Origin of the sequence: Pedobacter sp. Bi126 (assembly GCF_918698245.1) — a bacterium.
Classification (GTDB): domain Bacteria; phylum Bacteroidota; class Bacteroidia; order Sphingobacteriales; family Sphingobacteriaceae; genus Pedobacter.
The window spans coordinates 139,710-153,267 of the sequence record NZ_CAKKMS010000001.1 but is presented as its reverse complement, the minus strand read 5'-3'; the positions used below and the strand labels follow the sequence as shown (position 1 = coordinate 153,267).

Here is a 13,558-nt window from a genome sequence, read left to right as displayed (position 1 = left end):
ATAACCAAATAACCTACAATATGAAACTCAATTTTTGCCTAACGGCTATCCTCATCGGATGCTCGATCTACGGATCTGCGAAAGATTACAAAATAAGCACAGCGGCTGAGTTGGCTGCTTTAAAGCTGTTACCAGGTGATAAGGTAATCGTTAAAAATGGCGAATGGACAAATCAGCAAATGGTTTTTAGAGGTAATGGCACACAGCAAAATCCTATTAAGCTAATCGCAGAGCAGGGTGGTCAAGTATTTTTTACGGGTGCATCATCACTAAAAATTGATGGAACCTGGCTAATCACCGATGGTTTATCTTTCAAAAATGGTTTTACAAAAGGTGAAGATGTGATTGTTTTTTCAGAAAAGTCTGCTAATTGCCGTTTAACAAATTCTTCCATTATTGGTTACAATCCGCCTGATAAGGCCACTGAATATACATTTGCTTCATTGTACGGCGAGCATAACAGGGTAGATCATTGTTTTTTTGAAGGTAAAACTAATCAGGGTCCAACGCTTGTGGTGTGGTTGTCTGATAAACCAAATTACCACCAGATTGACCATAATTATTTTGGCCCTCGGCCGGATATTGGTGGAAATGGTGGAGAAACCATTCGAATTGGTACCAGCACCTGGTCGTTTCATGATTCATTTACAAAGGTTGATGCAAACATTTTTGCCCATTGTAACGGTGAAACAGAGATTGTTTCTGTAAAATCTTGCAGAAACACAATTTCCAATAACCTGTTTTTTGAAAGCGTGGGTACGCTAACCTTGCGCCATGGCAATTACAATGAAGTATTTGGAAATATTTTTATCGGGAATAAAATTGCAAATACTGGGGGGATCCGTGTCATTGGTGAAAACCATAAAGTACACCATAATTATTTGCAAGGATTAACTGGTACCGGCTTAAGAGCTGCCATTTCTGTAATGGATGGCCTTCCTAATCCAATTTTGGTAAGCCATTGGCAGGTAAAAAATGCGGAGATTATAGCTAATACCATTGTAGATTGTAAAGAGGCTTTTTCAATAGGCGCTGGAAAAAATGCCGATCGAATATTAGCTCCACAAAAAGTAGTCATTACCGATAATCTGGTAAAAGCAGATATCAAGCCGGTAAGTTGGGTAGATAAAGCAGCTGATGTAACTTTTAGTGGAAATATGCTGGATGCAAAATCAGCCCCACAAGATCTTGAAAAAGGTTTTAATGTGGTAGATGCGGAATTTGAAAAACAAGGAGGTATCTGGAGCGTAAAAAGTAAGAAAGCAGGAGCAAATCTAAATAGTAGCCAACTTTCCATCTTAAAAACAAAGAATATTGGCCCAAACTGGTTTAAACCGGTGCAAGCAATGGTGGTAAAATAAACCAAATTAATAACGATAGTTTGGTTATTGCATTTTAAAAACAAAGCTTTATAATTTCATTTCTTAATAAAACAGTATGATAAAGAAAATCAGCTTCTTGCTTTTGATATTTGCGTTTTCTGCTCCTATTGCCAAAGCTCAGCAAGCATTATCAAAAGATAAAAAAAAAATGGAATGGTGGCGGGAGGCCCGTTTTGGAATGTTCATCCATTTTGGCGTATATGCCCAGTTGGCAGGAGAATATAATGGACACCAGCAAGCCCGTGGTGGTGCCGAATGGATTATGAACAGGATGAAAGTACCTGTTGCCGAATATAAAGCAATAGCGAAACAATTTAATCCAGTAAAATTCGATGCTGACCAATGGGTTAAAATGGCCAAAAATGCCGGAATGAAGTACCTGATCATTACGGCTAAACACCATGATGGTTTTGCTTTATTTGATTCGAAAGCAAGCGATTGGGATATTGTTGATGCCACGCCTTATAAAAAGGATTTATTAAAACCATTGGCTGCGGCCTGTAAAAAGTATGGCATCAAATTGGGTTTTTATTATTCTCAGGCACAGGATTGGGGCAATGCAGGAGGCTCGGTAGCCAGAAAATTGATGGCCGAGGGTTGGCCAAATCCTGATAGCACTAAAATAAACAGTTATACCCAGGAACATAAAGGGCATTGGGATCCGGCACAGGAAACATCGACTTTTGCACAATATATTGACAGGGTTGCCGTGCCCCAGGTAAAAGAGTTGATGAGTAACTACGGAGATGTTGCCGTATTATGGTGGGATACCCCAACCAACATGACAGACGAGGCTGCTTTAAAGTTACAGGAACAATTAAAATTGCAACCCAACATCATCACAAACGACAGGTTAAAGCGGCCCAACTTTCCTGGTGATACTAAAACACCTGAACAGAAAATCCCTAATTTAAGCGAACTTGATGGCAAAGATTGGGAAACCTGTATGACGATGAACGGAACCTGGGGCTTTAGAAACTCCGATACCAACTGGAAATCGTCAACTACTTTAATTCGTAATTTGGTTGATATTGCATCAAAAGGTGGTAATTATTTATTAAACGTTGGTCCAAAACCCGATGGCTCTTTTCCGGAAGCAAGTGTAGAGCGGCTAAAAGATTTAGGTGGCTGGATGAAAACATACAGCGAAGCCATATACGCAACTCAGGCAAGCCCTATTCCGGATCAAACCTGGGGCAGGATAACCCGAAAAGACCTTAAAAATGGAAATACTACCTTATATTTTTCTGTTTTTGATTGGCCAAAAAATGGAGAATTGGTCGTGAAAGGTCTAAAAAATGGGGTGGTTTCTGCGCAGTTGTTAAACAGCAAAAATGAAGTAAGCTGGACAAAAGCAGCCGATGAAATGATCTTTAAACTTCCAATATCGGCTCCAAATGAAGTAGCAAGTGTAATTAAGGTTGAGGTGAAAGGCAATATGCAAACCTGGTTTGGCGAATTAGGTAAAGAGAAAATGAAAACCGGATCAATAGATTAATGATATGATGAGGATTTTAAGCTGTTTAATTTTATCTGTTGCCTATTTTACGCCTGCAAAAGCGCAAAAAGTAACACCACTTTGGCAAGATTTTATAACTGCCAAAGCACAAGGCAAAACACCAATTTTACCCGATTTTTCGTATGCCGGCTATCATTTTTCTGAAAAAGAAATCCCATCCCTTTCTGGTAAACAGGTATTTAATGTACTCGATTTTGGTGCTAAACCCAATGATAATCTATATGATGATGATGCTATTCAAAAAACGATAGACGCCGCTGAAAAAAATGCGGATGGTGGCGTGGTTTTCTTCCCGGCCGGTAAATTTTTATTGTCAAAAGATAATGATAGTACCAAGCAGATTCGAATTTCTAAAAGCAATATTATTTTAAAAGGAAGTGGCAGCGGATTAGGGGGGACAGAAATTTATCAGGATAAAATGAGAATTAATGGCAGGCAAATTTTGTTTAAACCTGCTGCGAATGCTCAAAATAGATTAACAGCAATTACCAAAAATGCAGAACGCGAAAGTTTCTGGGTAGAAGTGGAAAATACGGCCTCGCTAAAAATAGGAATGGATGTTGTTTTAAAGCACAGGAGTGAAGAATTCACAAAATTGTACTTCTCACCACTGGAACTAAAACCACAATGGACAAGGTTATTTGGCAAAGATGGTGGAATGTTGATCAATGAGATTCATACTATCGAAAAAATTGAGGGTAACAGGGTGAAATTTAAAAATCCGATCCATTTTGACCTTATTTTAGTAAAGAGTGCTCCTTTTGAACTGTTAAATTATAATTCGATTGAGGAATGCGGTATAGAAGATATCAGATTTACCAGTAACTGGAAAACTTACCCTGAAGCGTTTGTTCACCACAAAAATGCGATACACGATTATGCCTATGAAGCGGTAGGTATGGAGTATGTTAAAAATAGCTGGGTGCGGAATTGCGAGTTCCAGGATTGGAATGAAGGCTTATTCATCCGTTCAGGCTATCAGGTTAGTATACTGAACGTAAATTCCACAGGTAAGAAAGGTCACGCTTCTGTTCATGCCCGTACCGGTTACGGCGTTTTAATCAAAAATTGCAATTTCAATGATGCGCAGCATCATGGTGCAGGAACAGGTTATAGTGCTGTAAATACAGTAATTACACAATGTACTTTGGGTACAGACCAAAATATCGATATCCATTCTGGACAACCTTTTGCAACTTTGTATGATGATATTCAGGGTGGGGTTTTTTACAACCTGGGAGGCCCTGAGCCTGGTCATCCACATCATGCTAAATATTTGGTGTTATGGAATTTTAGGCATCAGTCTGCGAAAGAGCAACATTATAATTTTTGGGATTTGGTTAGAAGACGGAATTATTCGATTGCGCTACCTTTTTTAGCGGGCTTCCAATCTAATGGGAAAGTTACTTTTGAAAATGTGGGAATCAATGAATCCCAAGGACATGAAGTATTGCCACGATCTTTGTTCGAAGCGCAACTTCAATTGCGATTAACAGGTAAGAATATTGCCGAATAACGGGTTTAAGTTATTTATAATGAGCTGTAAGAAAAAATAGCTAAAGCAAGGGTTGCTACCGGATAGTTAATTTTGAAAAATTAAACCATTGGAGGCTGTTTCTGGCTTTAACTGATTTGAAATATATACATCATGAAAAAAAATATTACCGTAATCTTAGGCTTGCTAATTGGCTTTCCTTTTATAGGTTTTTCTCAATCTGCTGATTTAAAAAAATGGCCTAAAGGCGTTTCATCAGAAGAAATAGGCACAAAAGTGGCTGCCAGATTTGTAGCCACTCCGCACACCAATTTTAACAAATCAACTCCACCTAGGGTAATCACCTATGCAGAAAGCTGTGCCTGGTATGGTGCTTTAAAATTTGCTAAAGCATCAGCCGACCGTAGATTGAAAAATGACCTGATCAAAAGGTTTGAACCGATGTTCAAGGAAGAAGCTGGCATGATCCCACCGGTAACCAATGTAGATTATGCGGTTTTTGGATCCATACCACTTCAGCTTTTTATACAAACAGGCGATAAAAAATATAAGGAAATGGGGCAAAGCATTGCCGATAAACAATGGGCTATGCCAGATTCTGGCGTAAAAGTTAGTCCGGTCCAACTAGCAGCTTTTAAAAATGGTTATACCTGGCACACGCGGATGTGGATAGATGATATGTTTATGATTACGGCACTACAGGCCCAGGCTTACCGGGCTACGAAGGATGAAAAATATATCAACAGAGCGGCTAAGGAAATGGTATTGTACCTGGATTCACTTCAGAAACCAAATGGCTTATTCTATCATGCACCGGATGTTCCTTTCTTTTGGGCGCGGGGCAATGGATGGATGGCAGCGGGCATGGCCGAAATATTAAGCTCCCTGCCGGCAAACAATCCCGATCGCCCGCGCATTATAAAAGGCTATCAAACCATGATGAGCGCTTTATTGGCCTACCAGGCGCCATCGGGTATGTGGAGGCAATTGATAGATGAGCCTTCATCGTGGGAGGAGAGTTCATCAACCGGAATGTTTGCTTATGCCATGGTGGTGGGCGTGAAAAAAGGTTGGCTAAACAAAGAGAAATATGCACCGGCCGCAAGAAAAGCCTGGCTGGGCCTTGTATCTTGCCTAGACGAAAATGGTGATGTGAAGGATGTGTGTGAAGGCACCAATAAGAAAAACGATAAACAATACTACCTCGACCGTAAAAGGATAGTAGGCGATATGCACGGGCAGGCGCCTATTTTGTGGACTGCAGCAGCTTTGATAGATTAGTAGTTTTTGACCCTACGTTGCAAGAATTTATTTTTTGAATTCAATATACCGTCGCTTATGCAGGCGCTTGCTGAATGAGTTATTATTGATAAATACATAAATTTTCTTCGGGATGGGGTAGCTTCCTTTACCCGAAGAAAATACATGAGATCTGTAGATCGTGATAATGGAAAGTTAGTTAATTGGTGTGTTGAGAAATGAATTCACGCTGATAACTTAACGGACTTTTTCCTGTAGTGATTTTGAAATATTTATGAAAACTGGCCATGTTGTTAAACCCACTTTCATAGCACAACTGTTTAATGTTGAGTTTGTTCTCGATTAATAGTCTGCAGGCATGGCCAACCTTTATTTCGGTGAGAAACCGTGAGTATGTTTTGCCGGTTTTAGATTTAAAGTACCTGCAGAATGAATTTGGACTGATTACAGCTACATTTGCAATTTCTTCCAGGTGTATTTTTCTCCTGAAATTTTCAAGCGTGAAATTGTATATCGCATTGATCTTGATGTTTGCCGTCTCGTCGTAATCCTGCTTAAAGCCGATAGATGAAAGTTTAACCGTATGGTTGCAGTTGGCGATCAGGTTGAGCGCTTCCATCAGTAGTATGATACGGGCCGATCCTTCTGATGCCAGCATTTTTTCCAATAGGTCTGCTACTTTTGTCTTAATTTTGCCGTTCACCTGCAGGCCCCTTCTGCTGCTTTCGAGCAATGATTTAATCGCTTTGTTTTCAGGTAGGTTAAGGAATTGATCTCCCCAAAAGTTCTCGCTGAAATGTGCCACGCGCACGTCTGCACGTGCTTTCGACTGGTCTTTGAAATAACTATCGTCAAATCTCCAGTAATGAGCCAGATGAGGTCCCACCAGTACAATATCTCCTGATCTAAAACTTTTAATGTTGTCGCCGATAAATTGCGTTCCAACGCCTTTTTTGAGGTGGATGAGCTCAATTTCCGGATGATAGTGCCATTTGTTGTTCATGTGCGGAATCAGGTCTCTTCTTACACTAAAAGATTGTGTAGGCGCTGTTGAAACTTTTAGTAATTGCGGTTTCATATCTGATTTTATGTTTTGGTTAGTCTCTTAAATATACTACAAAATTAGATGTCGTTTAATGCTTGTGCCAATATTGTTGAGTGATTGGGTAATATTTCCCTGTTATGCGATATTATTTTTACACGAGCTATTATCATGGCATTAATTAACCACTTGAGGTATTCCGGTTACAATTTTTTAGGCTATGTTGATAAGGGCTAATTGCAAAAAGAATAGTAATTGTAACTAAAGTCCATTAAATATTTTGCCACTTAAATATAGCCTGAAATCCTTAATCCTGCCTGTTTCCATATCCTGCCGTGGCAATACCTTAATGCCGGTAATGGCCGTTTGTGCACCCAAATCAATTACAACCTGATGTGGATGTTTTGGACTGTTATCTTTCCATTGGCTATGCCAGATACTGGTATATTGAAGATCGAATACATTTTCTGATTTACCATCCTGGCTTTTTAGTTCCTCACTGTCTACATATACCACTTTCCATAAGTTCCTTGGAATTTGCTGGCCATTTCCGTCTAAAACTTCCAACTCCGCGAGTGCTGTATAAGCATCGTCGGCAAAGTTGTTTAATGCCTCAAGGGCAATATATCTACCGTTTTTTAAAGGAAAATTAAAGGTTTGCCATGAAGCGGAATTTTGCATTGTTCCACTATAAATCAATTGGTCAGAGTTGTTTCCAAATTGCTGCCCGGCTTTGCGGTGATTGCTGCTGATGGCTTTCACCTCAGTAAGGCTATCAAGAATCGGTTTTTCTAATCCCTGCAGGCGTGCTGCAACGGGGCGATGAAGATCGAGCACCACCACCTCGTTCTTTCCTGAATTTAGCCATACCCCCGGAACATACATGGTTTGAGTAGGCCCGATATTCCAGTAGCGGCCCAGGCAATGGCCATTAATCCATATTACACCTTTTTTGAACCAGCGCATATCCAGGTAAAAATCATTTTTGTTTTTAGCCGTAAAACTGCCCTTATAAAAAGCCGGTTCGTTTAGTTTTCCTGCTGTGCCGATTGGTTGATATTTAAATGGAGGATTTCCCTCACCTAAGGGAATGGAATAATGTTTCCACCCCTTTAACTGAACTTTTGATGTATGAGTGGTCCGATAAACTTCGCCCAGTAAACCTTTACGGTCGTGCATATATTCGCCGAAATTTACGCGGCCCATGGCTTCTACCAGTATCCGAAGCCTGCTGTTCTTTGCAAATGCGGGTAGATCGATACTGTGCTCATTTTTCATTCTGTTCAATACGCCAATCAGTTTCTGATCCAGGTATACTTCCGCATAATCATGAACTTCGCCAAGGTCGAGCGTGCTTTTCGCTCCGGCTGGCAGGGTGGTTTCGTAAGCCACCATTCCATATCCCTGGCCCAGATCTTCCATATTTAAGGTCGTGTCGGCCAATTTAGGTTTGCCCAGTTGTGCAAAGATAGGGGCAACCCCTGTTAAGTTAAATGGTGCAATCTGCTGTACCGGTATTGCGGGAGGTACTTCTGGCAAAACTTCTCCTGGTTGCAGATACTTTTTAAGCATATCCCGCAATGCATAGAATTTAGCATTAGCCGATCCGTTTTCACTAATGGGTGCGTCGTAATCGTAACTGGAAGTTTCTGGTGCATATGGTTGGCAGTTGGCTCCTGCCCATAAGCCGAACGAAGTTCCGCCATGGATCATATAGATGCTGAATGAAGCCTGCTGTTGGAGCATATATTCCAGTTCTTTCACCATGCGGTCTGCCGAACCGGTATGGTGCGCATTGCCCCATGAATCGAACCATCCGGGGTAATATTCGCCACACATTAAAGGTCCTTCAGGCTGAACCTCGCGCAAAGCTTTAAAACCCGCTTCAGGGTTGCTTCCGAAGTTTACCACAGCGAAAAGATCTTTCTGCACATCGTTCTTTAGCTGAACCACCCCGTCGCAGGTGAAAAACGGAACATCGAATTTAGCTTCCTTCAGGTAATCCCTAAGTGTTAATAGGTAATCTTTATCGTTTCCGTAACTGCCATATTCGTTCTCTACCTGTACCATCAGGATAGGGCCACCGTGGGTAATTTGCAAGGGGCTTAATACACGTCCAACTTCTTGCAGGTATAAACGGCTGCGCTCCAGGTAGTAGGGATCCTGTGTACGCAGTTTAATGTCTTTCTTTTGCAACAGCCACCACGGAAAACCGCCAAACTCCCATTCGGCACAGGAGTAGGGGCCTGGGCGTAAAATTACATACAATCCTTCCTGCTGTGCTATTTTACAGAATTCTGCTGCATCCGCCTGGCCCTCCCAATTGAATTTGCCTGGTGTAGTTTCGTGGAAGTTCCAGAACAAATAAGCACAAACGGTATTCAAGCCAACGGCCTTCACCATTTTTAAACGCTGCCTCCAGTAAGCTTTCGGGATCCGGGCAAAATGCAGTTCGCCACAACGGATCACATAAGGTTTGCCATTAAGGATAAAAGATGCTGTACTGATCTTAAAAGGTGCCGATGTTTCCTGTTGGGCTAAAACCGATTGGAAATAGAATGCGGATAGTATAAAAAAAAATAAACCGACTAGCTGCTTTTTCATGATTGGGTGATGTTTAAACAAACATTTAGCACAATGCTAATCAAAAAAAGAATAAATAAAATAAGTAAAAATTACGCATTCGATTGCGGTATATAAAACAATCGATTGTGTAATTTTCAGGCGCGTTCAGGCCATATTCCGCACAGCTTTTTACAATTTATTTTAATTAGTTTCGGTCTTTTTGAAATAAAAAACCGAATAATTTTATGCGAAAATTTACCTGTTTACTTTTGTTTTTAATCCCGTTAAATCTTTTGGCCCAACCGTTCAGGTCTGTTCAGGAGTTGATCAAGCGAAGAACACCATGGTTAGCAGACCGGGTGGTTTTTAAGCAGTTAAAAATCGATCAGAAGGACGTTTTTGAGTTAAACAGTACTGGCAATAAACTAATCATCAGTGCATCCGGTCCCAATGCTGCGGCAGTTGGATTGAACTGGTATTTAAAATACTACTGTAACCGCTCCATGTCGCACATGGGCGATAACCTTTCGGCAGTATACCCAATACCCCAGGTAAAGAAAAGTGTACGCGTTGAGGCCCCTGCAAAATACCGTTATGCCTTAAACTATTGTACCTATAATTATACCATGAGCTTTTATGATTGGAAAGACTGGGAACATGAGCTCGATTGGATGGCTTTAAATGGTGTTAACCTGATGCTTACCGTAAACGGTATGGAAGCAGTATGGCAAAAAACGCTGAAACAGATTGGATATACTGACCAGGAGATTAATGATTTTTTAGTGGGACCTGCATATACCGCGTGGTGGCTTATGGGAAACATTCAGGGTTGGGGAGGCCCAATGCCTCAAAGTGAGATAGATGGCCGTAAGGCGCTGCAGCAGAAAATGATGGCTAGAATGAAAGAACTGGGAATAGCACCGGTATTACAAGGTTTTTATGGGATGGTTCCGGGCTCTTTGAAAGATAAAAGTAAAGCACAGATCATCGACCAAAAAACCTGGGGTGCATTTAAACGGCCGGATATTTTGGTTCCTAACAGCCCTGACTTCTCCAGGATAGCAGGAATATATTACAAGGAAGTTCAGAAAACATACGGAAAAGACATCCGTTTTTTTGCAGGAGATCCTTTCCACGAAGGTGGAATTACTGCGGGCATAGATTTAAAGGTGGCAGGCAGATCCATTCAACAGGAAATGCAGAAGAGTTTCCCAGGATCGATCTGGGTGCTCCAAGGCTGGCAGGATAATCCGAAGCAGCAAATGCTTGATGGTTTAGATAAGCCGCATGTGCTGGTACAGGAGCTGTTTGGCGAATTCACCAATAATTGGGAGAAGAGAAAAGGTTACGATTCTACACCATTTATCTGGAGTGTAGTGAACAATTTTGGGGAAAGACCAGGTTTGTACGGAAAGCTGCAACGCTTTGCAGACGAGGTAGACAGGATCAGAAAAGGTCCTTACAATGAAGTATTAAAAGGGGTAGGGATTATGCCTGAAGGGCTGAATAACAACCCTCCTGTATATGATCTGATGTTGGAGCTGGGTTGGCGAAATGAACATGTTGAGGTTAAAAACTGGCTGAGCGGTTATACCAAATATCGTTATGGAAAATCAAATCCTCATATCGATCAAGCCTGGCAGGGATTTCTCGAAACCATTTACCAAAGTATTCCGGGTTACCAGGAAGGTGCAAGTGAATCTATATTTTGTGTCAGGCCAGCACTTGATGCAAAAGCGGTTTCCCGCTGGGGTACCAGGGTACGAACCTACGACCTGGTGAAATTTAAGGAGGCAGCCCTGCAATTCGCAAAAGCTGCACCAGAATTTAAACATTCCAACACTTACCAGATCGATCTGATCAATATCTTAAGGCAGGTATTGGCCAATGATGGAGAACAGGTTTTTCAAGACATGGCAAAGGCTTACAATGAGAAAAATACCGAACGGTTTACTAAAGTTTCTGCTCAGTTTCTGGATATGATCCGTTTAACTGACGACCTTTTATCTGCCCACCCATATTATCAGTTAAATACTTACAAAACTCAGGCATTAAACCTGGGGAAAACCAGCGAAGAGAAAAAGCTGAATATCCATAATGCGATGATGCTGATTACTTATTGGGGAGAGCATAATCCGGCCGAAGATAACCTGCGTGATTATGCGTATAAGGAATGGGGAGGATTAATGAAGGACTATTACCTGGTGAGGTGGGAAATGTACCTCGAATATTTGCGAAACCAGCTTCAGGGTAAAAACATGCAGGCTCCCGACTTTTTTTGGTGGGAGCGTGCATGGGTAGAGCGAAATTTGGAAATCAAAAAGGATGATGTAACTAAGCCTTTATATCAGGTAGTTGCTGAAATTCTAAGATCGAAAACAACCGCTCAATAAACTGATGAGGCTGATCGCTAACAATATTCCTGCTGTCTAAAATCACAACAGGAATATTGTATCTTTTTAACTGATCGAGCTGTTTTGAGGGCACTTTAGGCTTGCAGAGTGCAATCAGAATACCATCTACCCGCAGGTTTGTCATGTTTTCCAGGATTTGTCTTTCCTGGTCAGGGTTCTTAAATGACTGGCCAAAAATAACATTGTAATTTTTTTTGTGCGAATAACGTTCCATTTTACTCAGAATGGAACAGTAAAAAGGATCTGCAATATCCGGAAGCACAACGCCTACGGTAAAGGTTTTTCCCTGTTTCAGGAATATTGCATTTTGATTGGGGTGATAATTTAGCTCTTCCGCAATTTTATTTACCCTCATTGTAGTAACAAGGCCAATACTGGGGTGGCCTTTAAGCGCTCTCGATACCGTTGAAGGATTAATCTTCAGGCGTCTGGCTATATCTTTGATTGTAGGGATCTTTTCCATTTCTTTAGGCGGTTAGCGTAAAACTTTGAGTTGACGATTTTTAAGGTTGAATGCGTATCCTGACCGCTGGATTTTTTCCAGGTCTGGAAATCACTGATTGGATTGCCATTGGTGCTGTTCCAGATCCATTGCGGCTGTGTGGTGCTAAAATAGCTATTATGGTCAATGAGGTTATGACTTCCCGTTGAGGTGTATTTGTGAACAAGGAGATCCTGAGGGCCGGCATAAACAAGGTTGTATTTGATCACGTTGCTATCACAGTGTTCAGTCAGCCTGATTTCGCCCTCTATTTCTCCGAATGCGCCCAGCACGCGGTTGTTCTGAAACAGCGTATTGTTCAATATGGAACAGTTTTTAGTTCCCGAGATGGTATAATTTAAATAATCGCCCAGGTAAATACCGGTGCGATAACAATTATAAACCAGGTTGTTCCTAACTGTTGTGGTTCTTGTGGGGTAAATATTGCTTTCACTAACCAGACCGATTCCTCTGTCGCTTTCATAAACAATATTGTTTTCGATCAGGGTATTGGCCCCGCCACACACATAAATAGAGATTGCGCCATATCGGTCGGCTCCCCAAGTTTCAGGCGTTTTGGTCATGGTGTTATGGTGAAAAATATTATTGCTGATGATTCCGTTGCGGGCATAGTTTGTCGCAACAGCCCCGCGAGGGTTAAGGCCATCGCCGCCGGCTACAATAACGCCAATGTTTTCTGTATCATATACTTTATTGTTGCTGAACGTGAAGCCCTCTATATTTCCGGCAAGGGTTACATTTTCACTTGTTCCGGTTTGGGTATCGTGAACGGTACAACCGGTAATAGATAGGTTTGACATGGGGATGGTGCCGTTTCCGATGGCGAGTATGGCATGTCCGCTTCTGCCCTGGGCAAGTGTAGTATTGTTTTTGATGTTATAAATGCTGCAATTTTTAATGGTGATGTGCTGGCCACTGCCGTAAATCGCAATGCCTTGAGGATCTGTGTTGACCAAGGAACTATGTAGGTTACAAATGTCAAAACCATCGATAATTACCCAACTCACATTATTGATCGTAACCAAAGCCTGCCATCCGGTAACCGCAATTTTGCTGCCATCGATAACCGGTTTTTCTTTTGGATAACTTTGAAGGCTGATGGTTTTGCCTGGCGTGCCTGATCTGGGAAATTTCACTTGCTGATGGTAAGTACCAGCCCTTACTACTACCTGATCGCCGGGCGCGGCTTGATTTAATGCCACATTAATGGTTTGGAAGGGTGCGTTAATCGTCCCGATATTGCTATCTGAGCCATTAACCGATACATAATATTTATGGGGCTTCTTTTTGGTTTGCAGTGCAGCAGCAAACGTTTTATTAGCACAGACCAGCGTCTGTGCTAATAAAAACAGGCCTAGGAAACAATAAAATTTCATATG

The 13,558-nt window shown here is 41.4% G+C and carries 9 protein-coding genes; 5 read left to right on the top strand and 4 right to left on the bottom strand.

Going from position 1 to position 13,558, the window contains the following annotated elements; all coding sequences use genetic code 11:
- Positions 1 to 20 precede the first annotated feature (20 nt).
- The 4 genes from LQ201_RS00485 (at position 21) to LQ201_RS00470 (ending at position 5,677) form a co-directional block, all read left to right on the top strand.
- Positions 21 to 1,361 carry a polysaccharide lyase 6 family protein gene (locus LQ201_RS00485; RefSeq protein WP_230144201.1) on the top strand — a complete coding sequence of 447 codons (1,341 nt, stop codon included), beginning with the start codon at positions 21 to 23 and terminating at the stop codon, positions 1,359 to 1,361.
- 76 nt (positions 1,362 to 1,437) lie between these two features.
- The gene (locus LQ201_RS00480; protein WP_230144202.1) at positions 1,438 to 2,880 is read left to right on the top strand and encodes an alpha-L-fucosidase; all 1,443 of its coding nucleotides are present in this window, start codon (positions 1,438 to 1,440) and stop codon (positions 2,878 to 2,880) included.
- A gap of 4 nt (positions 2,881 to 2,884) precedes the next feature.
- The gene (locus LQ201_RS00475; RefSeq protein ID WP_230144203.1) at positions 2,885 to 4,417 is read left to right on the top strand and encodes a DUF4955 domain-containing protein; all 1,533 of its coding nucleotides are present in this window, start codon (positions 2,885 to 2,887) and stop codon (positions 4,415 to 4,417) included.
- Positions 4,418 to 4,549: 132 nt separating this feature from the next.
- Positions 4,550 to 5,677 carry a glycoside hydrolase family 105 protein gene (locus tag LQ201_RS00470; protein WP_230144204.1) on the top strand — a complete coding sequence of 376 codons (1,128 nt, stop codon included), beginning with the start codon at positions 4,550 to 4,552 and terminating at the stop codon, positions 5,675 to 5,677.
- Between the two features lie 178 nt (positions 5,678 to 5,855).
- Here LQ201_RS00470 and LQ201_RS00465 read toward each other — a convergent pair whose 3' ends face one another.
- The gene (locus LQ201_RS00465; protein ID WP_230144205.1) at positions 5,856 to 6,734 is read right to left on the bottom strand and encodes an AraC family transcriptional regulator; all 879 of its coding nucleotides are present in this window, start codon (positions 6,732 to 6,734) and stop codon (positions 5,856 to 5,858) included.
- A 225-nt stretch (positions 6,735 to 6,959) separates the two neighbouring features.
- Positions 6,960 to 9,302, bottom strand: coding sequence for a beta-galactosidase (locus LQ201_RS00460; RefSeq protein WP_230144206.1), 2,343 nt, complete (start codon positions 9,300 to 9,302; stop codon positions 6,960 to 6,962).
- 206 nt (positions 9,303 to 9,508) lie between these two features.
- Between LQ201_RS00460 and LQ201_RS00455 the strand changes: the two genes are divergently transcribed.
- Complete coding sequence (locus tag LQ201_RS00455; RefSeq protein WP_230144207.1) at positions 9,509 to 11,656, top strand: alpha-N-acetylglucosaminidase; 2,148 nt, start codon at positions 9,509 to 9,511, stop codon at positions 11,654 to 11,656.
- Here the strand turns inward: LQ201_RS00455 and LQ201_RS00450 are convergent.
- Entirely contained in the window at positions 11,598 to 12,140 is a 543-nt protein-coding gene (locus LQ201_RS00450; RefSeq protein WP_230144208.1) for a LacI family DNA-binding transcriptional regulator, read from the bottom strand. The two genes, LQ201_RS00455 and LQ201_RS00450, sit on opposite strands and share 59 nt — an antisense overlap.
- Positions 12,110 to 13,555: a right-handed parallel beta-helix repeat-containing protein gene (locus tag LQ201_RS00445; protein WP_230144209.1), complete on the bottom strand. Its 1,446-nt coding sequence runs from the start codon at positions 13,553 to 13,555 to the stop codon at positions 12,110 to 12,112. Before LQ201_RS00445 ends, LQ201_RS00450 begins: the two co-directional genes overlap by 31 nt.
- Between the last annotated feature and the right edge of the window lie 3 nt (positions 13,556 to 13,558).